We start from the raw sequence: 26090 nt of genomic DNA on the forward strand, positions 1-26090 counted from the left end.
GCATGCACCACCCCGGTGACGGCGTGAAGATCGCTTCAGCGCGTTCAGCCAGATCCTGCACAGGACCGGCCAGCCACAGGGACGGCCAGCCGGGCTGCGGCGGATTAGACTTGGGGTTTTCCGCTGCAAGAGAAGTCCATGTCCAAGCTGCGCCGTCCCACCCTGGCACTGGCCATCGTTGCCAGCCTGTCCCTGGCTGCCTGCGACCGTCCGGCCGATCCGGCCGCTGGCACCGCCAAGCCCGCCGAGGCTGCACCCGCTGCCGCCAAGCCGATGCTGGGCAGCTTCGGCTTCGATGCCAGCGGCATGGACCGCAGCATCGCGGCCGGCGATGACTTCTTCGGCTTCGCCAACGGCACCTGGGTGAAGAACACCGAGATTCCGGCCGACCGTTCGCGCTTCGGCAGCTTCAACGTCATCGCTGAAAAGACCCTGGCCGACACCCGCGCCATCCTCGAGGGTGCGGCCGGCAATGCGCAGGCCAGCGGTGACGACAAGCTGATCGGCGACTACTACGCCGCCTACATGGACGAAGCCGGCATCGAGCAGCATGGCATCGCCCCGGTGCAGCCGCAGCTGAAGGCCATCGAGACCATCGCCGACAAGGCCGGCCTGGCACGTGCCCTCGGCGGCGAGATGCGCGCCGACGTCGACCTGCTCAATGCCACCAACTTCTACACCGACCGCCTGTTCGGCCTGTGGGTCTCGGTCGACATGCTGCAGCCGGACCGCACCGCGCCGTACCTCGTGCAGGGCGGCCTGGGCATGCCCGACCGCGACTTCTACCTGGGCGGCGGCCGCATGGCCGAACTGCGCAAGCAGTACCAGGGCTACATCGCGCAGATGCTGCAGCTGGCCGGCGTGGCCGACCCGGCCGGCAAGGCACAGCGCATCCTTGCGCTGGAGACGAAGATCGCGCAGGCGCATGCCACCCAGGAAGAAACCAACGACGTGACCAAGGGTGCCAATCCGTGGACCCAGGCCGATTTCAACGCCAAGGCACCGGGCATGGACTGGAACGCCTTCCTTGATGCGGCCGCGCTGGGCGAGCAGCAGGACTTCATCGTGTGGCAGCCCAAGGCCGTGGCCGGCCTGTCCAGGCTGGTCGCCACCGAGCCGCTGGAGGTGTGGAAGGACTACCTGGCCTTCCACGCGCTGGACCGAGCCGCCGCCTACCTGCCGAAGAAGTTCGCCGACGCCCGCTTCGCCTTCCATGGCACCGCGCTGAGCGGCACGCCGCAGCAGAGCGACCGCTGGAAGCGCGCCGTGGATGATGCCAACCACGCTGTCGGCGAGGCCATCGGCAAGCGCTATGTCGAGAAGCACTTCGACGCCAGGACCAAGGAGCGTGCGGACGAAATGGCGAAGAACATCATCGCCGCCTTCGCCAAGCGCATTGACGCACTGTCGTGGATGTCGCCGCAGACCAAGGCGCATGCCAAGGCCAAGGTCGCCGGCCTGACCGTGGGGATGGGCTACCCGGAGAAGTGGCGTGATTACACCGGCCTGGAGATCCGCCGCGATGACGCGCTCGGCAACGCACAGCGCGCCGAGCTGTTCGAATACCAGCGCAACATCGCCAAGCTGGGCAAGCCGGTCGACCACAGTGAGTGGGCGATGCTGCCGCAGACCATCAATGCGATGAACGTGCCGCTGGAAAACCGCCTGGTGTTCCCGGCCGCGATCCTGCAGCCGCCGTTCTTCGACGGTGCCGCCGACGACGCGGTGAACTATGGTGCGATCGGCGCGGTGATCGGCCATGAGATCAGCCACGGCTTCGATAACGCCGGCGCGCTGTTCGACGAGACCGGCAAGCTGCACAACTGGTGGACCGCCGAGGACCTGAAGCAGTTCAACGCCGCCGGTGATGCGCTGGCCGCGCAGTTCAGCAGCTACGAACCGTTCCCGGGCGTGCATGTGAACGGCAAGCTGACCCTGGGCGAGAACATCGCCGACGTGGCCGGCCTGGGCACTGCCTACGATGCCTACCAGCTGTCGCTGCAGGGCAAGCCGGGCCAGACCCTGGAAGGCTTCACGCCGGACCAGCGCTTCTTCCTGGGCTTCGCCCAGGCGTGGCGCAGCAAGAGCCGCGAGCAGGCGCTGCGCAACTCGCTGCTGACCGATGTGCATGCGCCAGGCCAGTTCCGCGCACTCACCGTGCGCAACATCGACGCCTGGTATCCGGCGTTCGAAGTAAAGGAAGGCCAGAAGCTGTACCTGGCCCCGGACAAGCGGGTCAAGGTGTGGTGATGTAACCGGAACGGGCGCCGCGAGGCGCCCGTTTCATTTCCCGGTAGCTGCCAACCTCGGTTGGCGAATGCCCCGCTCGGGTGGATGCCGACGGTGGTCGGCATATCTACAGGTCTACAGGACTACAAGCCATCCACGCATGGCGTGGATCTACCGGCGCGTTGTGGCAATCACCAGCGTGGCGACCATGGCAAGCCCGGCCGCGGCCCACAGATTCGCATGCAGGCCCACGCCATCCAGCAGCCGTCCACCGCCCCACGCGCCCATTGCGATGCCGATATTGAACACACCGACATACAGCGCGGTGGCGATCTCCACCGCGTGCGGGACTGCCTTCATCATCCAGCTCATCAGGCCGACCGACACGCCGCCATAGGCCAGGCCCCACAGCAACAGCACCACAATGCCGCCGGAGGGTGTGCCGCCCAGCCACAGGAACAACAACGGCGTCAGCAGCAGGCCGCAAGAGATCGCCAGCAGCATGCCGCGCGGGTGACGAGCGGCCAGTGGTCCGGCGATGAAGTTGCCCGCGATGCCCGCCATGCCATAGGCGAACAGCAGCGCGCCGATCCAAGCGGCATCCACGCCCGATCGCAGGGTCAGCAACGGGCGTACATAGGTGAACGCAATGAAGTGACCTGCTACCAGCAGCAGCGTCAGGCATAGGCCGCGCTGCAGGCCACGGTGGCCGAGCAGCTGCACGAACTGCGCCGGGCGCACCGACGCCACCACCGGCAACGCGGGAACCACCCACAGTTGCAGCAGCATCACCGCCGCACTGAACAGCGCCATCGCTGCGAACGCGAAGCGCCAGCCCAGGGCGTCGCCGATCAGTGCACCCAGCGGCACCCCCAGAACCGATGCTGCGGCCACGCCCCCGAAGATGATCGAGGTGGCCAGGCCGATGCGATGCGCCGGCACCAGGCGTGCTGCCAGCCCACCAGCGATGGCCCAGATCCCGCCCATGCAGAACCCCACCAGTACGCGCGCGGCCAGCAGCCAGCCGATGCCGGGTGCCAGCGCCGAAGCAACGTTAGCGACCAGCAGCAGCCCCAGCAGCACGCACAGGATGCGGCGACGATCGATGCCACCGGCTGCGATCACCACCAGCGGTGCGAACACTGCCGCCAGCAGGGCCGGCAGCGAGATCATCAGGCCGGCGGTGCCGGTGGACGCGCCGAGATCTTCGGCGACAGGGGTCAGCAGGCCCACCGGCAGCATTTCGGTGGTGACCACCGAGAAGGTGGCGAGGCCAACCGCAGAAACCGCCCACCACGGATGGCGATGCACAGGCGTGGCATGCGCAGGCGATGAAGCGCTCACGGGATGATGCCTTCAGGGGTGGATGCGGCAACCGGGCGCAAGGCACGTCGCGCGAGAACGGCCAACAGCAGCACGCCCCCGCCTGCCACCAGTGCAACGACAAAGCCGCTACGCACGCCCCCCGCATCGACGCTCTGCCCGGACAGCGCCGCGCCCAGCGCCACGCCGATGTTCAATCCGGCCAGCAGCCAGGTCATGCCCTCGGTCAGGCGCGATTCGGGTACGCGTTGTTCGACCAGCGACATCGCCACGATCATCGTCGGCGCGAAGAACACCCCGGCCAGCAACACCGCCACGGCCAGCCCGGGCAGGCTGCCGACCCATGGCAGCGGCAGGGTGGTCATCGAGGTAGCTGCTGCACCGAGCAGCAACAGGCGCCGCAACGGCGCCTGCAGCTTCAGTGCCCCGAACAGCAGGCCCGCCGCGCAGCTGCCCAGCGCATAGGCCGACAGCACCACGCTGGCGGCAAGCGGCTGCCCCCGCTGTTCGGCGAAGGCCACGCTGGTGATGTCGACCGTACCGACAATCACGCCCATCGCCAGCATCAGCAACGCCAGCAGGCGGATCTCCGTGTGCCGCAGCAGCGAGCCCGAGGGAGTTGCACCTTCGTGCTGCTGCAGCGGCGGCTCGGTGCCCCGCTGCAGCACCAATGCGGCGACGCCGACCACCAGCAACAGGGCGGCCGCCAGTACGCCGGCCTGTGGCCATACCGCCACCGACAGCCCCACTGACAACGGTGGACCGACGATGAAGGTCACCTCATCGAACACGGTCTCCAGCGAATACGCGGTCTGCAGCTGCGGGCGACCGCGATGGATCGCAGTCCAGCGTGCGCGCACCATTGCGGACACGCTGGGCATGCATCCAGCCAGCATGGCGGCGACGAAAAGCGCCCAGTCTGGCGCAGCCAGCAGCGTGCACGCGAGCAGCAGCAACAACCCTGCCGCACTGGCCGCAGTAGCCCATGGCAGCACCCTGCCCTGCCCGCGCCGGTCGACCCAGCGCGATAACTGTGGCGACAGCAGCGCGTAGGTCAGCACGAAGGTGGCCGACACCGCACCGGCCAAGGCATAGCTGCCGCGCAGCTGCGACAGCAGTGTGATGATGCCGATGCCGGTCATCGGCAGCGGCACGCGGGCCAGCAGGCCGGCCAGGGCGAGGCCGGCGGTGCCAGGGGCGGCGAACAGGTCGCGGTAGGGGGTGGCCATCGGGATCTCCAGGGCAGCGGCTTGCCTGGCGCTACCGGCGCCACGACAATACATACAGAGCGTATGAATAAGAGCCTACATTCATACGCGTCGTATGTAAATAATCATGCACTGCGTATGTAAGGAGTTCCGGATGGTCCGTCGCACCCGCGCCGAGATGGAAGAAACCCGTGCCAGCCTGCTGGCCACCGCCCGCCGCGTATTCAGCGAGCATGGCTATGCGGCCACCTCGATGGATGACCTGACCGCCCAGGCCGGCCTGACCCGGGGTGCGCTCTACCACCACTTCGGCGACAAGAAGGGCCTGCTGGCCGCGGTGGTCGCCCAGCTCGATGCCGAGACCGACCTGCGCCTGCAGGCGATCAGCGATGGCGCGGATGATGCCTGGGACGGTTTCGTACAGCGCTGCCGTGCCTATCTGGAGATGGCGCTGGAGCCGGAGATCCAGCGCATCGTGCTGCGTGACGCGCGCGCGGTGCTGGGTGGCGCCTCACCGGAATCGCAGCGCCACTGCGTCCACTCGATGCAGCGCCTGATCGAACAGTTGATCGCGCAGGGCGTAGCGATGCCGGTGGATGCGCAGGCGCTGGCATCGCTGATCTACGGCAGCCTGGCCGAGGCCGCGTTCTGGATCGCCGAGGGCGAGGATGGCGACGCGCGCCTGCGGCAGGCGACGACGGCGCTGGAAATGCTGTTGCGTGGCTTGAAGTCGGCCGGGTGAGGCCCATCCACGCATGGCGTGGATATGCTGCCGCATCCGCTCTGGTAGAGGCCAACCTTGGTTGGCCCTTCTGCGGCACCGCGCGCAGCGCGTGCCAACCAGAACCATGGCATCAGTAGATCCACGCCATGCGTGGATGAAGCTTTATCGCGCAACGCGTGCCGACCAAGATTGGCACCTACCGGGGAACGGTGGGCCACTCGCGCAGCACCGACACCGGCACGCCCATGCGCGCACAGGCGCGGCTGGCGAGGCCATCGGGCAGCGCACGGCGGAACAGCGGCGCCATGCCCTGCATCAACTTCGCTGAAGCGGCCGCCTGCGCACGCTGGCGGCCGCTGCGTTCAAGCATGCCTTCGGCCCAGTCCGGCAGCAGTGCCGCACCGGCGCCAAGGAACACCTCGCGCGACAGCCCCGGCACCGGTACCGGCAGGCGCACGCCGGACAACACCTCCAGCACTTCACGCGAGCGCTCGTCCACACGCAGCTCCGGTTGCCGCGCGCAGAAGTACGCTGCCACCTCGGCTTCACTGCGCGGCACATCCACCGCACCCAGTGCCTCGGCCACGCGGCGGTACTCGTCGTAGTAGCGGTCGGCGATGTGCGCCGGCACCTCGCGCCCGTAGCGACGGAAGCCCTGCAGGAAACCAAACGCCTCAGTCACGTGCACCCATGTCAGCAGTTGTGGATCGTCCGCCGCGTAGGGCTCGCCCTGCGCGGTCTGGCCGCGGATCCGTGCATGGATGCGGCGCACCTGGGCCACCAGCGCCTCTACCTCCCCGCTGGGTGCATAGCTGGTACCGGCGACAAACGCGGTGGTGCGACGCAGGCGGCCCACCAGGTCCTGGCGGAAATTGGAGTGGTCGTAGACCCCGGCCAGCGCGCGCGGATGCAGGGTCTGCAGCATCAGCGCACACAGGCCCCCGGCCAGCATCGAGGGGAACTCGGCGTGCAGGCGCCAGGTCACGCTGTCAGGTCCAAACCAGCCCGGGTCACCCAGCGGCTGGTCGTAATCGATGCCGCTCTGGCCACGCGGGAAGGCCTCCAGTACCCAGCGCCGGATCGGCGCGGTGATGGGGCGGGAGAGTCGCTGCAGCAGAGCCGGCATCACAGATCCAGGAAAAGCGAAAGAGTGGCCGCGAGTTGCGCGGTCAGCCCCGATTCTGGGCGATCACGACGCCGGCGGCGAGTCTTCGCACTCAGCCACGGTTTCATGTGCGGCCGCAGCACATTTCACCCTGCGACATCCTGTCGCAGGCTCCGGCCTCGATGCTGCGATGCAGCAACATTCACCGATTCAGAGAAGGCCCTTACGCGGCTTGGCATTGCGCCCATTGCACGGCTCGCTGGAAGTGCTAGAACTGGACCCGCCACACCGTCCAATGCTGATCGACGCACGTTCCACAAGGAGCCAGCCATGATTGCTTTGTTCAAGGGTTTGGGAATTCTGCTTCGCGACAACGAGCTCTACAGCAGCCCGTTCGATAAACAGGTTGCGCATTGGCGCAATCTCAGCGAGCAGCAGATCCGCGATGAAGTAGCCGTGCTGGCGCAGGCCAAGTGCCAATGGCTGATCGCCTCGATCGTCGGCTGGCAGGCGGCCTCGCTGCTGATTCTTGGCCTGATCGCCAACTACCTGTGGCGTGACGACTTCCATATCACGTTCACCCGCGTGGTAGTCGTGTTCGGCTCGTGGGTCTCGATCCTGTTCGTGATCTGGTTCATGGCCAACATGTTCGATCAGCAGGCCGGTTTCGAGCGCTGGATGAAGGCGTTCAACAGTCGCGCACGCATCAGCTCCAAGGCCGACAGCGTCGAGCACGTGGCCGAGGCACTGGACCTGGCCGAGCATTACCCGGAAGTGCTCGATTACAAGCAGGCGGTCACCGCCAAGCGCGAGCTGCGCCACGAGGACATCCGCATCATGACCGAGATCGGGCGCATGAAGCAGCACTCCGAACTGGTCGGCCGCCTCAACCACGTGGGCGAGAACGAGCACCACCACGACCTGACACTGCAGCCTGCCTACTGACCCTTCAGGGAAGCGGGGGGACCCACAATGCCGCCGTGATCACTCACGGTGGCATTGTTCTTTCCGATCCTCGCTGACGCACTGGGCGAAGCCCTTCGGCAGGTCCCTGAACTCCTGGGTGGTGCCGACCGCCAACGCGAACGACCGTATCGGCGCTTTCGCACACGCCGCGTCCGGACGACAGGCCGGGTCCAGCAACAGGTAATGGCACTGACCGCTGCGGCTGGCCATGCACTCAAAACGCGCCACGCCGTCCACTACCGTGCGCTTGCTGTACAGCGTGTCCACGCCATTGGCAGTGGTGCGGGTGATCGCGGTTTCGGTGGACTTCTGGCAACCGGCAAGCGCCAGTGCAGCGAGGGCTGCAAGCAGGAAAGGACGCATGCAATGCTCCTGGTAGCGGAAAGGTGCGGTGCGGCTACATGCCGCGGAACAGGCTCATGAATGGTTGGCTGACCACCAGTGTTTCCGTCCGGCCCCGCAGCCGCAGCACGCCGCGCCCGGTATCGTCGCGGCTGACCGCCGCCACCGCCTTCATGTTGACGATGGTCGAGCGGTGGATCTGGCGGAAGTACTGCGGGTCGAGTACTTCCAGCAGTTCGCGCAACGGTGTGCGCAACAGGCTCTCGCCGGCAGCGGTGACCACGGTGGTGTACTTGTTGTCGGCACGGAAGTAGGCGACATCTTCCAGCATGATCAGCTGCGTCTCGCGGCCGTTGCTGGCGGTGATCCAGGCCAGCGGCGGGCGCTCGGCAGCACCCTGCGATGGACCCAGCCGCTGCAGCAGGCGTTCAAGCACGGCGTCATCCTGGCGCGTCGATGGCAGCCGCGACAGGATGCGCTCACGCGTCGCCAGCAGGCGTTCGTCACTGACCGGCTTCAGAAGGTAATCCATCGCGCCCTGCTCGAACGCGTCGATGGCGTACTGGTCATAGGCGGTGACGAACACCACCTGGGTGCGCGGGCTCAGCTCGGACAGCGAGCGCGCAACTTCGATGCCACTGATGCCGGGCATGCGGATGTCGAGGAACGCGATGTCCGGCTGCGTCTCGGCCAGTTGCTCCAGCGCACTGGCGCCGTCCTCGCACTCGGCCACCAGCTTCAGCTCCGGCCACAACCGGCGCAGCTGTTCCACCAGTGACTGCCGCAGCAGTTCCTCGTCTTCGGCAATGAGGGCTTCAAGCGGCATGGCTGCGCTCCTTGTGTGTCTGCGGCAAGGTCATGGTCGCGGCCACACCGCTGGGGAAGTTGGCAACGATCGCCACGCCGGCCTGCTCGCCACAGGTCAGGCGCAGGCGTTCGCGGAGGTTCTTCAGGCCGATGCCGGTGCCGCTGGTGCCCTGGCCGAAGCCGAGCCCGTCGTCGGCGACGGTCACGGTCACATGGTCATCGAAACCACGCGCCAGGATCCAGATCGTGCCACCGCCGGGCTTGGGTTCCAGGCCGTGCTTGATCGCGTTCTCCACCAGCGTCTGCAGTGCCATCGCCGGCAGGTGCACGCCATGCAGCTCATTCGGTACCTGCACTTCCACCGCCAACCGTGCGCCCATGCGGATACGCAGGATCTCCAGGTAGGCGCGCGTGCGTTCCAGCTCCACGCCCAGCGTCGACACCGACTCGTCCACCTGCGGCAACGAGCTGCGCAGGTACTGGATAAGGTGGCCGAGCATCTGCTCGGCACGTGCCGGGTCGGTGCGGGTCAGCACCTGCGCGTTGGCCAGCGTGTTGTACAGGAAGTGCGGCTCCACCTGCGCATGCAGCAGGTTCAAGCGCGCGACCGACAGTTCCTTTTCCACCTGGGTCTGTTCGGCGGCGGCCTGCTCATCGCGGCGCTGGTCGGCCACGCGGCGGCTGATCGCGCGGGTGACCGCTTCGGCATTCTCGAAGTTGCTGCCCTCATCCAGCGCCAGCAGATCGGCCCACCAGCCAGCATCCGGTTCGAACAGCAGAGTGACGGTACTGGTGCCCTGCCCCGGCGTGACCGTCGCCAGCACGCTGTTGCGCTTGATCGCCAGCCGCGCTGGCAGGTTCCAGCGCGACGGCTGGCGGCCATTCCAGAGGTCCACCCGGCGCACGTAGGCGCGCACCTGCAGGCTGCCGGCCGAGCTTTCCACATCTTCCACGCGCGGAAGTTCGGCAATCGCCGCTTCCACCACGGCATAGGCCTGGCCGGCATCCATCGGCAGTTCCACCTGGCGGCGCTGGCGCCCGGACAACGTGGTCGAATCCAATCGGCCGGCCACCAGCCAGACCCGGCGCACGTGGGTAATCGCGCTGCCCAGCGCGGAGATCATCAGGAACATCGCCAGCAGGCCGAACACCCAGCCCGGGCCATCGTTCATGCCGCTGAAGATGCCGCTCCAGACCATGCCGGCGACAACCAGCGCGGCGGCCCAGGCCAGCAGGTGGCGGATCAGGAGAGAGAGGCTGGCGAACACGGCGGCGCCTTGGAGGAAGGGGGTGAGCCGAGCATAGGGCGGCCCGCCGGGCAAACAAGCGGGCTGCGACGAAGGCCGGAAAAGTGGGGATGGAAAGCCATCTGGTAGTGCCGGCCGCTGGCCGGCTCCCCACTTTCTCCGCATGCATCACAGGGATGCCGGCCAGCGGCCGGCACTACCCGGGAGGCGCCGGGCGAACCCGGCGCATGCCCTTACTTGCGCTGGTCGGCGCTGGCATCACGAACGGCGCGGAACGATTCGTCCTTGCTCCAGTTCGGCCAGCTGCGCGTGTTGGCCAGCTGGTTGCCGAGCGTGTACAGCACTTCCAGGTCGCGGGCGGCACCGGCGAACACCCAGTCCGGCTGCCATTCGTCGCCCTGCTGGTGGTAGCGCTTGGCGGTGTAGTCCTCGGAGGCCTTCTTGCCTGCGGCCACCCCGCCGTCCACCCAGTCCTGGCCGGCCGACCACGACAGTGCCGGAACGCCACGCTTGGCGAACGGGAAGTGATCGGAGCGGAAGAACAGGCCGGCTTCCGGCTTCGGGTCCGGCGTGTAGCGGATATCCCAGCCCTTGGCCACGTCCTTCAGCTGGTCCAGCAGCTCGAAACGCGCGGCACCGTAGATGCCGAAGTCGCGCGACGGCCCGAACGGCGCCATGCCGTCCATGTTGATCACCGCCACGGTCTTTTCCAGCGGATACAGCGGATGGGTGGCGTAGTACTCCGAACCCAGCAGGCCCTTTTCCTCGGCGGTGACCGCCAGGAACAGCACTGACCTCTCCGGACGCTTGGCCTTGGCGAAGCCGCGCGCCAGTTCGATCAGCGAGGCGGTGCCGCTGGCGTTGTCCAGTGCGCCATTGAAGATGCGGTCGCCACGTGCGTCGGGCTCGCCCACGCCGATGTGGTCCCAGTGCGCGCTGTAGACGATGGTCTCGTCCGGGTGGCGGCTGCCTTCCAGGCGCGCGGCCACGTTGTGCGAGGTGATCACTTCGGTCTTCACCGCGTACTTCGCGTCCAGGCTGGCGCCGGTCAGCGGCACCGGGGTGAAGTCGCGCTGCTGCGCCTTCTTCTTCAGCGCCTCGAAGTCCTGCCCGGCCGAACGGAACAGCTCAACGGCCAGGTCGCGCTGGATCCAGCCTTCCAGCAGCGGGTGGCTGTCGGCCGGGTTGTCGCGCACCACATCGAACATGGTGTTGGTGTTGGAGCCGGCCACCGTCGCCCAGCCGTACGACGCCGGTGCGGTCTCGTGCACGATCAGCACGCCCAGCGCACCCTGTCGGGCGCCTTCTTCGTACTTGTAGGTCCAACGGCCGTAGTAGGTCATGCCCTTGCCGTCGAAGTCACCCTGGCCGGTCTCGAAGTCCGGGTCGTTGATCAGCACGACGGCGATCTTGCCCTTCAGGTCCACGCCCTTGAAGTCGTCCCAGTTGCGCTCCGGGGCCTTCACGCCGTAACCGAGGAACACCAGCGGGGCCATGCTGATGTCGACGTTGCTGGCCCCGTTCATGGCGGCGCGCACGGCAATCTGCTTGCCCTGTTCCAGCGGCAGGGTCTTGCCGCCCTGGTGCAATGCCAACTGCGGCGCGCCGACGATGTCGCCCTTGCGCAGCGGCACGGCCTGGGTCCACAGGCGCTTGCCGTCCTTGAGGTCACCGCCCGGCTGCAGGCCGGCGTCGGCGAACTGCTTGCTGAGGAAGGCGATGGTCTTTTCTTCGCCGGCGGTGGCCGGGGAGCGGCCTTCGTAGGCGTCGGAGGCCAGTTCCTTGACGTCGGCGGAGATCCGCGCGCCATCGAATTTCGGGGTGGCCGCCATCAGTGCGCTCGACACCGACAGGGCCAGCAGGCCCAGTACTACTCGTTTCATTGCTCTCTCCAGCAGGAAATCCTTCTGGAGTGTAATGGGATTCGGCAGGGCTGCGCCCTGCACCTGCCGAAACAACGGCAACAGCCGAAGCAACAGCAAAAGCTGGTTTCCTGAGGGTAGGCGGGGTGGGTCCGGTTGCGGGGGACGCTGCAAGTACATCCATGTAAGCTCGGTCGCCGCATCCATGCGGCTCACGCCCCCGCAACCGGACCCACCCCGCCTTCGACAGGTTCCCGCTGCTGTTGGTAGGTGTCGACCTTGGTCGACACATCGCTGTTGGTAGGTGTCGACCTTGGTCGACGCGGACGGAAACACGAAGGGGTCAGATCCCTTTCCCGGCGGGAAAGGGCTCTGACCCCATCGGTGTGTTGCTTGAGCCTGTTACCAGTTCGGGTCTTCGGCCGGCGCGGCAGCGGGCTTGGGCTTCGGCTTGGCGGCCGGGCGTGCGGCAGCTGCGGGAGCGGCCGAGGCAGTCGCACCTGCGTCGGCGGCGGCCGGCTTGCTGCCCAGCTTCTGGCGCAGCTCGATCTGGCCCGGACGGAAACCGCCGCGCATCGCGTCGACGCCGTCTTCGATGGTGCCGTACGAGGTCTGTGCAGCGACGCGGTCGATGCGGATGGTGCAGCACGGGTGTTCGCTGCGGCCCAGCGAGCGGCCGGTCTGCGGGTCCTTCAGTTCTTCGCCCAGGCGCACGGCCTGCCAGCGCTGGCCGGCCTGCACGGTGTCACCGCCCTGGCTCAGCACCACCTGGTCACCGTCCACCGAGACCACCGACACCGGAAACAGCGTGGTGACGATGCTGGTGCCGATCTGGCCCGACAGCGATTCCATCATCGCCGCGGCCATGTTGCGGCCGTTGACCACGCGCGGCAGGGTGCTGGGGCCGGTCGAGGCCAGCTGGTGGTCGAAGCTGTCGGACATCACCACCTGGCCGGTGGTGGCGTTGATCAGGCGCAGGGTGATGCGGCCGCCACCGGAGTACGAGGTCACCTGGCGGTCGGACATGCGCAGGTTGCGCACGCTGCGCGGGTACTCGAAGCGTTCGATGGTCGGTATCAGGATCAGGTCGGTCGCCAGCTGCTGGCCCACGCGCGCGGTGTCCTGCAGGCGCACGTTGCCGCTGTTGATGTGGTCGATCTCGGCCTGCAGTTCGTCGCCGAACTCACGGTCCAGCACGATGAAGCGCTGGGTCTGGGTCAGCGTGTCGGACAGGCGCGCACGGATCGCGTCGGCCACTTCATCGGCATCCACGCGGCCATCGCCTACGGCGTAGCTACCGGCCTTGGTGCGCGGCAGTGCAACCACGATCTTCGGCTTGCCCTGCTCGTCCGGTGCGCGGTACTGGGCGATCTGTGCACGCACGCGCACCTTCCAGTAGCTGCGCATGCTGCGGTGGGTCACGTCGGAATCGAACGAGCTTGCACCACGCTTGGCATCGACGCTGACCTTCTCGTCGTAGCTTTCCCTGACGCTGGCCGAGGCCGAACCGCTCTTGGCCGAGGCTTCGCCGGACGCATTGGCCGACGCCGAGCCCTTGAAGCTCCAGCCTTCATCGCTGGCGCGCACGCGGGCGATGGTTTCCTCGTCCAGCTGCCGCACTTCATCCTGCGACAGGATTTCATAGCCCAGCACCGCGCCCTGCGAGCCGGCGATCATCTGCTGGGTGAACGCGTCGGCGCGGATATCGCCGACGTGTTCGCCATCCACATCCACATGCAGGCCTGCGCGCAGGCCCTGCATCTGGCTGGCCACGCGTACGCCGTTGACCTGCGCCACGGCCGACTGCAGTGCCGCCAGCACCGCCAGTTCCGGGGTGCTGCCGATGCCGTCGGCTTCGCGCGCGACCTGGGTGGTGCCGCCGAAATCCGGCGTACCACGCAGGGGCGCTGCTTCCACTGGCGCATTGCTGGCCAGTGCACTGGTTGCCTTGTCCTTGGCGGGCGCGGCGGCCGGGGTGTCCTGCTTGCCGCAGGCTGCAAGCAGCGCGGCGGCCAAGCCCAGGCCGATCAAACGGGTTGTCATACGCATGGAGATTCGCCTCGGATCAGATCGAGTCGAGCATCGAGTCGGCGTTGGACGGCACCTTCACCTTGCTCTTCCTGGCGAAGGTCACGGCCGACTTGGTCGAACCGTACAGGCCCTGGATGAAGCCCGGCGATTCCTTGGCCACCCATGCGCCCGCTGCCAGCTTGCGGCCAACGGTGGCCAGCTGGGTCGCGCCCAGGTTCTTCATGCCGGCGGTGAAGCTGCTGGCTTCGCCGCCCAGCTTCTGTGCTTCGGCTGCCGACGCCAGCAGCGAGACCAGGCCTTCGGCGTAGTGCTGCTTGGATTCAGCGTTCAGTTCCGGCTGAGCGGCCTGGCGCTCGTTGATCGCGGCCTGCGCAGCTTCGCTGACCGACACCGACTTCTTCATCGCATCGACGCTAACCGAACCCGACGACAGCGCCTGGCGCTCGGCTTCCAGCAGCTGCACCTGCTCGGCCAGGCCGAAGGCACGGGCGAACGAGGTCTGGGCCTGCAGCGAGTGCGACTGCGAGCTGACGAAACGACGCACCAGCGCTTCCTGCGCGGCTTCGTCCGGAGCGGCGGCGCTGGAGGCGCTGCTGCTGGAGGTGCCGGTGGCGGCACCGGCCAGGTCCTTCAGCTTGCCCAGGCCCGCGTGGGCCGGCATCGACAGGGTGGCGGCAGCGATGGCCACGACAAGAGCGGTATTGCGGATCATATGAGTGTCCTTTGGGAGAGACGGCCGCGAAGCGGCACGTGGGAATCGGTAACCCCAGCGCGATGCCGAGCGAGCTCGGCACCCACCGGGTGGCGGATCAGCGGACTGCCTTGACGTTCAGTTCGTTGATCATCTGCTGGGCGGCCTTCTCGGCAGCCAGCTGCAGGGCATTGGTACGGGCCACGGTTTCATTCGGGCCGGTGCCGGAGAACTGCACCGGGCCCACCGACGACACGGTGCGCGGGAAACGGCCGGTCACGTCCAGCACCTTGCCGGTGACCGTGACGAACACGCGGGTGTTGCCGCTGGCCGGATCGCGGTCGCGCATGCCGACGTCGAGGGTACCGACGGCGATGTAGGGGATGTTGGCCGCACGGATGCCGTTGGCGGTATCGCGCAGGGTGGCGGCAGACAGGTCGTTGCCGGTGCTGAAGTCCTTGCGGATGCGCTCGATGCTCAGCAGGCCGCGCGATTCGCCTTCCACGTACTCGGCTTCAACCACTTCGTAGCCGGCGGCGCTGAAGGCACCGGTCATCGCGGTGTTCACTTCAGCGGCGTTGGCCACCTTCCAGCTGATGTTGTCGCTGCGCTGGGTGGTACTGCCACCGCTGGTGACCGACACCGAACCGTTCTGGTTGATGCTGCCGTTGGTGCTGACCGAGTTGCCGCGGAAGCTGTCGCCTTCACGGGTGTTCTCGCTGTAGCTGCTGCTGGCGTCGACGCGGCGGTATTCCTTGTCCTGGAACGACTGCACGGTGTCCTGCGAGCGTGCCATGAACAGGAAGGTCAGCAGCGAACGCTGCGCGGCGGTGGCACCGGCCACGGCCGAACCTGCGTCCAGCTTGGTCTGCAGCAGCGTGGTGTTGATCTCGGCGCGGACAGTGACGGTGTAGGTCTTGGCCTTCTTGTCTTCGGTGTCCGACAGCGGCACGGCACTGAGCACATAACGGTCGATCTCGCCGATGAACTCGGCGCGGCGGGCTTCGAACAGGCGCAGCTTGGCCGCACCGGTTTCAGCGATGTACGCCTCCAGTGCATTGACCTTGGCCTTGTTCAGGGCCTGGGCGCGGGTGTCGGCGCTCAGGCGCAGGCCGTAGCTGGCCGAACCGGTACCGCGCGAACTCGCGGTCTGCGCGGCGACCGGCGAGGCCACCACCAGCGCGATGAGGATGAGCAGGATGGTACGCATCAACGACATGACTTGATCAACTCCTGGAGGGCTTGGGTCTGCTGCTGCAACGGGCGGCCGCCCGGCTTCTGTTCGTCCAGCCATGCGCGCGAATCGGCACGCTTGGCGGCGGCGCCGGCGAAGGCATCGAAGCCGGCCAGCAGGGTTTCGTAGCTGGCCGACCACTGGTCGACCTGCCACTGCGTGACCGGCACCACCTTGGTGGCGCCCTTGCGCAGCGGCTGTTCGAAATAGACCTTGCCGGAGAAGGGCTCGGTCACTTTGGCGGTGAAGAACGCGCCGAACAGCATCGTCTTCATCGCCGGGGTTTCATTGATGACGCCGTTCTTCAGCGCATCGACCTGCATAGTGATGACGTAGTCCGGCTCGGGGATCTTCAACTGGTAGACCTTGCCGTCGGCAAAGCGGGCGGCCATCGCACCACCGATCGCCTGGCCCGAGGCCGGCGGCAGCAGGCCGACGCCGGTATTGGACGACAGCGTCTTGGACAGTTCATGGGCCAGCGTGGCGCGCAGCGGGGTTTCCCACTTCGGGTCGGGCAGCTTGGCGCGGACCGCGTCGGACAGGGTTACGCCACCGACCTGCAGGCGACGCACGGCGGCATCGGGCAGCTTGGCCTGGGCGAGACTGGCGGCCAGCACCTGCGACAGGCTGGTATCGGCGCTGCCGTACAGCAGATCGGCGACGATCGCGTCGATATCGTCGTTGTCCGGCCGATAGTCCTGCACGTCGATGCGCTGCAGGGTCAGCGGATAGGACGCGATCACCTGGCGCTCGCGGAAATCGAAGAACAGTGCCTGCAGGGCCACTTCCACCAGCACTTTGTACTGGTTGCCGATCGGCTCGACCGAAACCAGTTCGCGGTCCAGTGCGGCGGCCAGCACCGTCGCGCTGGTGGTGCCGTCGAGCATCGCCACCGGCTGGTCGATCAGCTCCAGGTTCGCCGGCGGCCGGCGCTTGAGCGCCTGCGCCAGGGTCTGGTTCAGCGGGATCAGGCCGCGCTTTTCCAGCACGGCATGCGCATGCGGCGTGGTCGCCTGCACGGCAGCGGCATCCGCGGTATAGGCAAAACCGGCCCAGTAGGCCTGCTGCGATTTGTCAGCCGCCTGCGCGGCCATCGGCCACGCGGCCAGGCACAGGGCACAGGCAAGCAGGCGCGCAAAAGCGCGCGATGCGCTCTTCGTCCTTGAATACATCCAACCGCTCCTCGGTCAATACGCACGGAATGCGGACGCTGATGCGTCCGCTGGGCGCGAAACATAGCCGCTCAGGCGCCTGCCGACAAGTGCTGCGTTCGTCGCAGTCACTCCTGGGGCGGCAGTCCGGCCCGTTGGCGTAGCAGGCCCCGCTCCGCCTGGTTCTGGCTGAGTCTGGCGGCTTCGGCAAAAGCATGACGTGCGTCGAGGTCGCGCCCCAGCGCCTGTAGTATCTCCGCGCGGACGACCTCCAGCGGGGCATAGCCGCGCAGACGTGCATCCACCAGCAGTGGCTGCAGTTGTGCCCACGCAGCGAACGCGCCCTCGCTGCGCAGCACCGCCACGACCCGATTCAAAGCGACAACCGGCGAAGGCATCACCTGCAGCAACCGGGTATAGAGCGAAGCGATACGTGGCCAGTCGGTGGCTTCAGCCCGACGTGCCGCCGCATGGCAGGCGGCGATGCGCGCCTGCAGTACATAGGGATCATCAGCACCACCGGCGGCCAGCGCGCGGGTCAGCACCTGCTGCCCGCGTTCGATCTGGAGCCAGTCCCAGCGCGCGCGGTTCTGCTGGTCCAGCAGCACCGGCGCGCCCTGCGCGTCGGTCCGTGCCGCAGCACGCGATGCCTGCAGTTCCATCAGTGCCAGCAGACCCAGCACCGGCGGCACCGGCAGCCGGTGCGCCAGGATGCGTGCGAGCCGCAGTGCCTCCTCGCACAGCGCCGGACGCATCCAGTCATCGCCGGCGCTGGCCGCGTAACCTTCATTGAAGACCAGGTAGATCGCCTCCAGCACCGAAGCCAGCCGCTCGGGCATCGCGTCCGCGCGCGGCACCTCATAGGGCACCTGCTTCTGCGCCAAGGTGCGCTTGGCGCGCACGATGCGCTGGGCGATGGTCGGCTCGGGCTGCAGGAACGCACGTGCGATCTCGACGGTGGTCAGGCCACCGAGCAGGCGCAGGGTCAGTGCCACCCGCGCATCGGCCGGCAGCACCGGATGGCAGGCCACGAACATCAAACGCAGCAGATCGTCACCCAGGTCATCCTCCAGCGCCTGGCTGTCATCCGGTGCCGGCAGCGCCGCTGGGTGCAGTTCCTCGCCCCACTGCGCATGCTGCTGCGCCACCCGCTGGTGTTGGCGCAGCACATCAATGGCACGGTTGCGCGCAGTGGTCATCAGCCAGGCTCCGGGGTTGTCCGGGATGCCCTGTTCCGGCCAGCGCTCCAGCGCGGCCAGCCAGGTGTCCTGGGCCAGCTCCTCGGCACGGCCGACATCGCCCCCGAGCAGCCGCGCCAGGCGCGCGATCAACACCGGCGATTCCATCCGCCAGAGGGTTTCCAGACGCTGCGTCGGTGCGGGATCGGGCATGCGCCGATCACAGCACGCACGCCCGGCCCGCACAAGCGCCGCAGCTCACGCTTCAACAATCGGCTTGAAGCCGCCCCAGAACATGCGCTTGGTATCGAACGGCATGTCCTTCGGGCCCAGCGATGCCAGCCGCGGGTCGGTCATTACCCTGGCGTTGATGCGGTCGCGCGCCGCGCGCGAACGGAACACCACGAAGGCGACGATCACCGTTTCGCCGGGCTTTGCCTTGACCGCACGCGGGAACGAGGTGCTCTTGCCCGGTTCCACATCGTCAGCCACGCATTCCATGTACTGCAGCGCGCCATGGTCCTTCCACACCGCACCGGCCTTGCGGGCAAGGCGGCGGTAGGCCGCCACCTTGTCCTGTGGGCACGGCAGCACGTAAGCATCCACGTAAGCCATGAGGGTTCTCCCTTGCGGCGGCCGTCAGCCCGGCTCGCCATCCATGTGTGCGATTTCCCAGAGATGGCCATCCAGGTCCTGGAAGCCGCGCTGGTACATGAAGCCGTAGTCGCGCGCCGGCTGCGGTTCGCTGGCACCTGCGGCCAGTGCCTTGTCCACCAACTCGTCAACTGCCTTGCGACTGGGGGCCGAGAGCGCATTGATCACTTCCGTGTGAGTGTGTGCATCGGCAATCGGCTTGTTGGTGAACTGCTGGAAAAAAGGTTGGGTCAGCAGCATCACGTAGATGCTCTCGCTGATGACCATGCCAGCCGCATCGTCATTGGTGTAGGTGGGATTGAAGCTGTAGCCCAACGCGGTGAAGAACGCCTTCGACTTCTCCAGGTCCTGCACGGGCAGGTTGACGAAGATCATCTGAGGTTGTGGTGCGCTCATCGGTGAAGCTCCTTGTGGATGACAAAAAGGGGGATCAGGGCTGCTTCATGCAGTTGACCATCCACGGCTTGCCGTAGCGGTCGATCAGCATTCCCCAGCGGTGGGCCCAGAACGTTTCGGCAATCGGCATCTGCACCTGGCCACCCTCGGCCAGTGCAGCGAACACGCGTTCGGCTTCTTCGATGCTGTCGACGTCGACATTGATGGTGGTCGAGCCACCCTCGCCGCCGCCGGGACCGTCGGCCGCCATCACGATGGCGCTGCCGATCTCCAGCTGGCTGTGCGCGACGTGGTCCAGGGTTTCCAGCGGCATCTCGTTGCAGCCCGGTGAGCCATCGGAGGGCGGCATGTCGCGGTATTTCATTTCCGAAGTGACCTGGCCACCGAGTGCCTTGGCGTAGAACGCCATCGCCTCATGGGCCTGGCCGCTGAAGCCGAGGAAGGGAATCAGTTTCATGGCAATACTCCGTTGTGCGGTTCTAGGGCAGTAGTGCCGGGTCGTGCCCGGCAGGGAGATGAATCGGGTCAACCTTCCAGCTGTGCACGCAGACGCTGTTCCTGCTGCTGTAAGTCGGGGGTGAAGGCTTCACCGAAGTCTTCGGCTGAAATCAGCGGACGCAGCTCCAGCGTGCCGCCACTGTTGAACGGCGCACGGCTGGCCCATTCAACGGCCTCGTCCAGCGAGCGCACGTCCCACAGCCAGAAGCCGGCGATCTGGTCGCCGGCGGGGCCGAACGGACCGGCCTCGACCCTGGGTGCGCCGCTGCCGAAGTGAATGCGGCGACCGCGCTGGGTGGCGTGCAGGCCTTCACCGGCCAGCATGATGCCGGCGGCCACCAGTTGTTCGTTGAAGGCGCCCATTTCGGACAGTTCCTGTTCGCTGGGCATGCGGCCGGCTTCGGAGTCGGCGTTGGCCTTGACGATCACCATCACTTTCATTGCGGTCTCCCGTGGGGACGCGTGGTGCGTGCCCTTCATTGGGTACAACGAACCAGGGGGCTGGGAATCGACACGTCTGTTGGAAATTATTTTCTTCCGCGGAGAGCGCGCCTTCGGCGAGGGTCGGCGAACGGCGGAGCCCCTCCGTGGTGGGGTTGGGTTGGTCGCTGAAAGCTCGGGTTCATGGGTTTGGCCGGGTGGGGAGGCAGGGCAGGGGACGCTGCAAGTACGTCCATGTAAGCTCGGTCGCCGCATCCATGCGGCTCACGCCCCTGCCCTGCCTCCCCACCCGGCCTTGGACAGTTTCCTGCCTCCGGCACGCACCACGGGAAGATCAAGAAAAAAGGCAAAAGCAAAAGCAAAAACAAAAACAACGGCGATTGGCTGGCGGCCTCGGCCTCGGCTTTGCGAGCGAAGCGACCCGCTTTTGCTCTTGTTTGTGATTTTCCGTGGTGGATCAGCTGCAGAGATCTGTCCAAGGCCGGGTGGGTAGGCGGGGCGGGGGTGTCCGCGGCATGGATGCCGCGGCCAAGCCCCCATGGACGGGTTTACGGCGTCCCCCGACCCGCCTACCCACCCGGCCAAGCCCAAGAATCACGCTGTAGCGCCACCACGGAGGGGCTCCGCCGTTCGCCGATCCCCGCCGAAGGCGCCGCCTCCCGCGCTGCAACATGCCCACGCGCAATCCTGCGCGATCATGGACACTCCGCCCCCGCCAGGACCGTGCCATGCAGCAGTACCTGCTTCTGATCTACATCGAGCCTGCCCTGCTGCAGGCCCTGCCCACCGAAGAATTCAACGCGCTGATGCGCGACTGCCTGGCCCACGCCGACAAGCTGCAGGCCGAGGGCACGCTGCTGGCCGCGCAGAAGCTGCAACCGGTCGACACCGCGCAGACCCTGCGCGTGCGCGATGGCCACAGCCGTGTACTGGATGGCCCGTTCGCCGAAACCCGCGAACTGCTGGCCGGCTTCAACCTGATCGTCGCCCGCGACCGCGACGAAGCCATGCGCATCGCCCGCGACTTCCCATGGGCGCGCTTCGGCAGCATCGAGGTGCGGCCGCTGGAAGACATGGACGCCGAGCGCGAACGCTGCGGCGCCCCGGCTGCGGCTATGGCAGCAGCCGTACCCTGATCTCGCGCGGGCCCACGCCTTCGTTACCGCTGTAGTCGCGCACGCTGGCGCGCACGATGTACTCGCCCGGCGGCAGCGCCGCCGGCTGCCAGCGCCCGGTTTCCATCAGGCCGTCACGCACGGTGTTGGTGGCCAGGTAACGGAAACGGGTCACCGCGCTGCCATGCACGGTGATGCCGCTGTCGGGGGCGTAGGCCACCCGCACCGCCTCCTTCTGCGGCGGCATGCGGTTGAACACGATGTTCCAGCGCGGCTGTTCGTAGCCCTGCAACGCCCGGCCACTGGCATCGAGGATCTGGTAGCCCACCTGGTACATGCCCAGACGGCGGCGCGGCAGGTTGTTGTCGACCTGGTCCCAGGCCTCGATCACGATCTGCACGCCGCGGCCCTGGCGCGCCACCATCACCACGCCATCGCTGCCGGCGGCCATCGGCTGGTCGTTGTCATCCAGCAGCGCCACATCGGTGATGCGCGGTGCGAAGTGGTCGGCGTAGTTGTGGAAGCCCAGCGCCACGGCATTGGTCTCGAAACCACCGGTACCCACGGCCAGGTGCACGTGCGCCTGGTTGTTGATGCTGCCCAGGCGGTCGCCGACGTGGATGCGCATGCCGCGGCGCACGCGCATCCGCTCCAGCTTGCCCTGCTCGTCATACAACGCCTGCCAGCGCGCATCGTAGGGCTCATCGCGCGGGGTGCGGCCGACCCGCATGTGGATGTACTTGAGGCGGTCCACCGCCAGGCCCTCGGCCTGCTCACCCAGGTTCCAGGCGGCCACCGGGCTGCTGATCTTGCCCTCGGCAATCGCCAGTACGGTCTGGCCCACATCACCGCGCACGTCGAAACCGCCATGCAGGTGGTGGCGGCTCTCGCCAGTGAAGTTGCCGCGCACCTCACCCAACGTACCGACCACTTCATGCCAACCGTCCTGCGGTGCCAGCGGCCAGCGACCGCCCGTCTCCGGCAACGCCGCATCGGCAGCCGGGCCGACCAGTGCCGGTGCCGGTAGTTCGCCCACCGGCAGCGGGCGCAGGCGATGCAGACGGTAGCTGGCGGCGTCGGCCACCAGCACGCTGCCATCGGCATCCATCGCCAGCCCGCTGGGGCGGGCCAGGCGCGGCAGGCGACCATTGCCAACCAGCGCGATCTGGTGACCCTGCGGCGTCACCTGCACGATGCGGCCATCAAGATCGCCCACGTACAGCACGCCATCGTGGGTGGTGGCCAGCGACAGCGGCCCATTGATCACGCCACCGGCGGCGACCACGGTGCTGACCGTGCCGTCGGCGCCTACGCGGCGCACCGCGTTGTTGAACAGGTCGGCCACCAGCAGCGCGCCCTGCGCATCGAAGGCCAACGCCACCGGCGTGTCGAAGCGCGCAGCGGCGCCCACGCCATCGGCCAGGCCCGGCCGATCGCCGCCGGCCAGGGTGCGCACCATGCCGTCGGTGCCGATCACCCGGATGCGGTCATTGAAGGTGTCGGCCACGTAGACCTGACCCTGCGCATCCACTGCGATGCCCATCGGCGCATCGAAGCGTGCCTGCACGGCAGGGCCATCGGCGTGGCCCTGTTCGCCACCGGCCAGCGTGGTCACCTGGCCATCGGTGCCGATGCGGCGGATGGCATGGTTGCCGGTGTCGGCCACATACAGGTTACCCTGCGCGTCGGCGGCAATGCCCGAAGGCGTATTGAAACTGGCCTGCAGTGCCGGGCCATCAACGCGCCCCTCGCCCTGCCCGGCCACCGTTTCAACGCGACCATCGGGCAAGCGGCGGCGGATCCGGTTGTTGTCGCCGGCATCGGTGAAATAGACGCTGCCATCGGCACTGCGCAGCAACGCGTACGGATCGGCGAAACGTGCCTGCGCGGACGCGCCATCGCGGTCACCCGGGTGGCCATCGCCGGCCAGCGGTTCGATCTGCGCGGTCCACGCCAGCGGCGTTGGAACCGGACCCGCCGGTTCAGCCAGCGTATGCAGCGGTGTCTCCCACCAGGTTGCGGCCAATGCCACTACCGTCGCCAATGCTACGCCTGCCGCCATCCATTGCCACCGTGCCATCGTGCTGCGCTGCCTGCCTGCTGTCTGAAGAGGCACCGACAATAGTCGCTGAACGCACGATCCGCCATGGCCAATCGTGCGGTCAAACGCCAGAGTTCCATCCATCGCGCTTGTTCTCGCTGGCTGCAGCGGGTTCAATGCGGTTCCCACGGATGGAAATCCTCCATGCCCCGCATCCTCCCCGTCGCCGCCCTGCTGATTGCCGCATTGGCCAGCACATCCGCCACTGCTTCGATCACGGTGGTACCGCAGAAGCCGTCCGTCACCGCCGATGCGATGCACCAGGCCTATGCCACGCGATGGGATGAAGCCATCCAGCAGTCGCGCAGTGGCAACACGCTGGGTGCGCTGATCGCGATGGAACGGCTGATGGAAGATCCGATGCTGGATGACTTCGATGCCGAACACCGCGGCCGCGCCGCGCAGGTGGCCGGCTGGACCGCAATGGTGCAGAAGAAGCCGGATCAGGCCCGCCGCTACCTGCAGCGCGCACAGGAAGCACTGCCGGACGACGCGCAGATCCTGCTGACCCTGGTCTCGGTGGAACTGTCCGAGAACCAACCGGCACCTGCCACGAAGCACCTGGTGCAGGCGCTGAAGCATGCCGACGCGCCGTTGCCGGTGGACCACCACGCGATCAACTACCTGCAGTTCCGCCTGCGGGACCAGCCCCAGCAGCGCATGGAACTGCTGCAGGCGCTGTTCGACAACGGCTGGAAGAGCGGCGGCCTGGAACCCACCGGGCTGTGGCTGGCACTGGCCACGCTGCAGGCCGACAACGGCCGTGGCGACAGGATTCCCGCCACGCTGGCGCGCATCACCGGCCCCGCCGAGATCATCCGCCTGCGCAGTGACAAGCGGTTTGATCGCTATGTCGACCGCGCCGATGCCCGCTTCGATCCGGTGCAGGCTGCACAGAAACACCTCGACGAACTGCGGGTCTCCGGCCTGCTCGACCGGGCGCTGGACGCACGCATGGCCGAGTTCAGCAGTACGCTGCTGATGCTGGACCGCAACGAGGAAGTGCTGGCACTGACCGATGGCATGGCCGGTGCGGCGGCCGAAGGTGAGTCGCCCTCGGCGGCGGAAGCCGAATGGGTGGCATGGCTGCTCAACAGCCGGCTTACGGCGCTGCGCCGGTTGGGCCGTACCGACGATGCGCTGGCCACAGCCAGGCTGGCCGCACGCATCGGTGCGCTGGGCCCGGATGGTGCCGAGCACCAGTTCAACGTCGGCTTCGTGCTCAGTTCGCTGGGCCGCATGCAGGACGCTGCTGCCGCAGTGAATGACATGCCAGGCCTGGCCGGTTACGGCAAGGCGGCCCAGGCACTGCTGCAGTTCGCTGCCGCCCGCGAACGCGGCGATGCCCAGGCAGTGGAAGCCGCCCGCTCGGTGATCCTTGCCCAGCGCGACGACGCACGCCTGTTCCATCGCGAGATGCTGCTGGACGAAGGCAACCTGGACGGCGCAGCCGCAGTGCTGATCGAACAGCTGCGCTCCCCCACCGACCGTGGCGAGACGCTGGCCTCCCTGCAGGACATGCGCACCTACCCCTCGCTGCCCGGTGACGTGAAGATCGATGCGGCCTGGCGTGCGCTGAAGCAGCGCGCCGACGTGCAGGCCGAGGTGGCACGCGTCGGCCGCATTGAGCGCTACGACCTGGTCAGCGCTTCCACTTCGCGCTGAGCCGATTTTCTGTGGCGCCGAGCGTGGGCTCGGCACTACACCTTCCGCCTAGCGGGCTGGCACCTCGGTACGGATGCCCATCGCTTCGCGGTAGCGTGCATACAGGGCCATCACCTTGTCCACATAGGCCAGGGTTTCGGCGTAGGGCGGCACGCCCTTGTAGCGGGTGACTGCACCGATGCCCGCGTTGTAGGCGGCCGCCGCCAACGGGCGATCGCCGTTGTAGCGGCGCAGCAGCGCGCGCATGTAGCGCGCGCCGCCCTCGATCGACTGCTGCGGCGAGAACGGATCGCGCACGCCATATTCCTGTGCGGTCTCCGGCATCAACTGCATCACGCCCTGTGCGCCCTTGGTCGAGACCGCCAGCGCATCGAAGTTGCTTTCGGCATGGGCAATCGCGCGCAGCCATGCGTCATCGACACCGGTGGCCTTGGCCGCGGCCTTGAACTGCTTGGCGTGCTGCGCCAACTGCGGCTTGCCGACCTTGCCCAGGCCTTCGTGGGCAGGTTCGCCCGGCGGCGTGGCCACTGTGAACTTCAGGAACACCCGCGAGCCGGGCAGGTTGCGGGTGGAGTAGACCAGCGCGCCATCCTGCTCGCGCTCGTACAGCACGCCGCTGAACACGCCCATGTTGCCCCACAGGTTCGGGGTCTGGATGGCGTTGTCGTCGATTTCCTTCGCGGTGCAGCGTGAACCGGGTTCCGGCGCGGTGGCCAGGCTGACGGTGTTGCCCTGCACGCAGCGGTAGACGGTGCGCGCGGCGGCCAGCCCGGGCCACAGGCTGGGCAGCAGCAACAGCGCAAGCAGGAGAGGGTGACGGGGCATGGCGGCCGGATCATCCGGCCGCGCCCGCTAATGTTGGGTGAATGGGGGCCGGCAGGGCTGCGCCCTGCACCCGCGCCGGCGCCGGCGCCGGCGGCGGTAGAGTCGACTGTCAGTCGACTATCGCGCGCAGCGCGGGGTTTTCCGGTGGCCCACGGGAGAGCAGTCGACTAACTGTGATCTCTCTGTACGTTGTTCATCCGGGACATCTTTGGAAAATGGTGGTTACCACACCTCTCCAGACCCCAAAGAGCCCGGATGAACCACCATAAAAATGCCCGTTTGACCGTCCATAGTCGA

The 26090-nt window shown here is 67.2% G+C and carries 23 protein-coding genes; 5 read left to right on the forward strand and 18 right to left on the reverse strand.

Annotation, left to right across the window (positions count from 1 at the left end):
• The first annotated feature begins 138 nt into the window (after window positions 1-138).
• Window positions 139-2250: a M13 family metallopeptidase gene (locus tag AC5P6S_RS15490; RefSeq protein ID WP_005407904.1), complete on the forward strand. Its 2112-nt coding sequence runs from the start codon at window positions 139-141 to the stop codon at window positions 2248-2250.
• Between the two features lie 150 nt (window positions 2251-2400).
• On the opposite strand, the gene AC5P6S_RS15495 is transcribed toward AC5P6S_RS15490, so the two are convergent.
• Both AC5P6S_RS15495 and AC5P6S_RS15500 read right to left on the reverse strand, forming a co-directional pair.
• A complete protein-coding gene (locus AC5P6S_RS15495; RefSeq protein WP_043033929.1) occupies window positions 2401-3573 on the reverse strand; it encodes an MFS transporter in 1173 nt (390 codons plus the stop codon).
• On the reverse strand, window positions 3570-4781 hold the full coding sequence (locus AC5P6S_RS15500) for an MFS transporter (RefSeq protein WP_043033930.1): 1212 nt from the start codon (window positions 4779-4781) through the stop codon (window positions 3570-3572). The genes AC5P6S_RS15495 and AC5P6S_RS15500 overlap by 4 nt, the downstream gene beginning before the upstream one ends.
• Before the next feature lie 133 nt (window positions 4782-4914).
• Between AC5P6S_RS15500 and AC5P6S_RS15505 the strand changes: the two genes are divergently transcribed.
• A complete protein-coding gene (locus AC5P6S_RS15505) occupies window positions 4915-5502 on the forward strand; it encodes a TetR/AcrR family transcriptional regulator (protein ID WP_005407901.1) in 588 nt (195 codons plus the stop codon).
• 178 nt (window positions 5503-5680) lie between these two features.
• Here the strand turns inward: AC5P6S_RS15505 and AC5P6S_RS15510 are convergent, their stop codons facing one another.
• Window positions 5681-6610 carry an oxygenase MpaB family protein gene (locus AC5P6S_RS15510; RefSeq protein WP_495204661.1) on the reverse strand — a complete coding sequence of 310 codons (930 nt, stop codon included), beginning with the start codon at window positions 6608-6610 and terminating at the stop codon, window positions 5681-5683.
• A gap of 309 nt (window positions 6611-6919) precedes the next feature.
• On the opposite strand from AC5P6S_RS15510, the gene AC5P6S_RS15515 reads away from it, so the two are divergent.
• Window positions 6920-7534, forward strand: coding sequence for a hypothetical protein (locus tag AC5P6S_RS15515; RefSeq protein ID WP_014645784.1), 615 nt, complete (start codon window positions 6920-6922; stop codon window positions 7532-7534).
• Between the two features lie 39 nt (window positions 7535-7573).
• Here AC5P6S_RS15515 and AC5P6S_RS15520 read toward each other — a convergent pair whose 3' ends face one another.
• The 13 genes from AC5P6S_RS15520 to AC5P6S_RS15580 form a co-directional block, all read right to left on the reverse strand.
• Window positions 7574-7918: a hypothetical protein gene (locus AC5P6S_RS15520; RefSeq protein ID WP_012479013.1), complete on the reverse strand. Its 345-nt coding sequence runs from the start codon at window positions 7916-7918 to the stop codon at window positions 7574-7576.
• A 34-nt stretch (window positions 7919-7952) separates the two neighbouring features.
• Window positions 7953-8723 (reverse strand): LytR/AlgR family response regulator transcription factor, encoded by a 771-nt coding sequence (locus AC5P6S_RS15525; RefSeq protein ID WP_495204662.1) that lies wholly within the window; start codon window positions 8721-8723, stop codon window positions 7953-7955.
• Window positions 8713-9972, reverse strand: coding sequence for a sensor histidine kinase (locus AC5P6S_RS15530; protein ID WP_005407896.1), 1260 nt, complete (start codon window positions 9970-9972; stop codon window positions 8713-8715). Before AC5P6S_RS15530 ends, AC5P6S_RS15525 begins: the two co-directional genes overlap by 11 nt.
• Window positions 9973-10184: 212 nt before the next feature.
• Window positions 10185-11834 carry a M28 family metallopeptidase gene (locus AC5P6S_RS15535; RefSeq protein WP_197596759.1) on the reverse strand — a complete coding sequence of 550 codons (1650 nt, stop codon included), beginning with the start codon at window positions 11832-11834 and terminating at the stop codon, window positions 10185-10187.
• Between the two features lie 381 nt (window positions 11835-12215).
• Window positions 12216-13862, reverse strand: coding sequence for a CsgG/HfaB family protein (locus tag AC5P6S_RS15540; RefSeq protein WP_495204663.1), 1647 nt, complete (start codon window positions 13860-13862; stop codon window positions 12216-12218).
• 16 nt (window positions 13863-13878) lie between these two features.
• A complete protein-coding gene (locus tag AC5P6S_RS15545; RefSeq protein WP_012479008.1) occupies window positions 13879-14556 on the reverse strand; it encodes a hypothetical protein in 678 nt (225 codons plus the stop codon).
• Window positions 14557-14653: 97 nt separating this feature from the next.
• Window positions 14654-15754, reverse strand: a complete 1101-nt coding sequence (locus AC5P6S_RS15550; RefSeq protein WP_005407892.1) for a hypothetical protein — start codon at window positions 15752-15754, stop codon at window positions 14654-14656.
• Complete coding sequence (locus tag AC5P6S_RS15555) at window positions 15745-16941, reverse strand: hypothetical protein (RefSeq protein WP_065184044.1); 1197 nt, start codon at window positions 16939-16941, stop codon at window positions 15745-15747. The genes AC5P6S_RS15550 and AC5P6S_RS15555 overlap by 10 nt, the downstream gene beginning before the upstream one ends.
• Before the next feature lie 107 nt (window positions 16942-17048).
• Entirely contained in the window at window positions 17049-18311 is a 1263-nt protein-coding gene (locus tag AC5P6S_RS15560; RefSeq protein ID WP_065184045.1) for an RNA polymerase sigma factor, read from the reverse strand.
• Window positions 18312-18356: 45 nt separating this feature from the next.
• On the reverse strand, window positions 18357-18713 hold the full coding sequence (locus AC5P6S_RS15565; RefSeq protein ID WP_065184046.1) for a DUF1428 domain-containing protein: 357 nt from the start codon (window positions 18711-18713) through the stop codon (window positions 18357-18359).
• A gap of 24 nt (window positions 18714-18737) precedes the next feature.
• Complete coding sequence (locus AC5P6S_RS15570) at window positions 18738-19148, reverse strand: VOC family protein (RefSeq protein WP_005415091.1); 411 nt, start codon at window positions 19146-19148, stop codon at window positions 18738-18740.
• Window positions 19149-19182: 34 nt separating this feature from the next.
• Complete coding sequence (locus tag AC5P6S_RS15575) at window positions 19183-19605, reverse strand: VOC family protein (protein ID WP_065184047.1); 423 nt, start codon at window positions 19603-19605, stop codon at window positions 19183-19185.
• A 68-nt stretch (window positions 19606-19673) separates the two neighbouring features.
• Entirely contained in the window at window positions 19674-20087 is a 414-nt protein-coding gene (locus AC5P6S_RS15580; RefSeq protein ID WP_065184048.1) for a YciI family protein, read from the reverse strand.
• Between the two features lie 728 nt (window positions 20088-20815).
• Between AC5P6S_RS15580 and AC5P6S_RS15585 the strand changes: the two genes are divergently transcribed.
• The gene (locus tag AC5P6S_RS15585; protein ID WP_004153945.1) at window positions 20816-21223 is read left to right on the forward strand and encodes a YciI family protein; all 408 of its coding nucleotides are present in this window, start codon (window positions 20816-20818) and stop codon (window positions 21221-21223) included.
• Here the strand turns inward: AC5P6S_RS15585 and AC5P6S_RS15590 are convergent.
• Window positions 21201-23282: an NHL repeat-containing protein gene (locus tag AC5P6S_RS15590; protein ID WP_065184049.1), complete on the reverse strand. Its 2082-nt coding sequence runs from the start codon at window positions 23280-23282 to the stop codon at window positions 21201-21203. The two genes, AC5P6S_RS15585 and AC5P6S_RS15590, sit on opposite strands and share 23 nt — an antisense overlap.
• Before the next feature lie 165 nt (window positions 23283-23447).
• Here AC5P6S_RS15590 and AC5P6S_RS15595 point away from each other — a divergent pair, with 165 nt between their 5' ends.
• A complete protein-coding gene (locus AC5P6S_RS15595) occupies window positions 23448-24968 on the forward strand; it encodes a tetratricopeptide repeat protein (protein WP_024958636.1) in 1521 nt (506 codons plus the stop codon).
• A gap of 48 nt (window positions 24969-25016) precedes the next feature.
• Here the strand turns inward: AC5P6S_RS15595 and AC5P6S_RS15600 are convergent, their stop codons facing one another.
• Entirely contained in the window at window positions 25017-25793 is a 777-nt protein-coding gene (locus AC5P6S_RS15600; protein ID WP_012479002.1) for a lytic transglycosylase domain-containing protein, read from the reverse strand.
• Between the last annotated feature and the right edge of the window lie 297 nt (window positions 25794-26090).

The organism is Stenotrophomonas sp. YJH_SMC_119, from assembly GCF_059368315.1.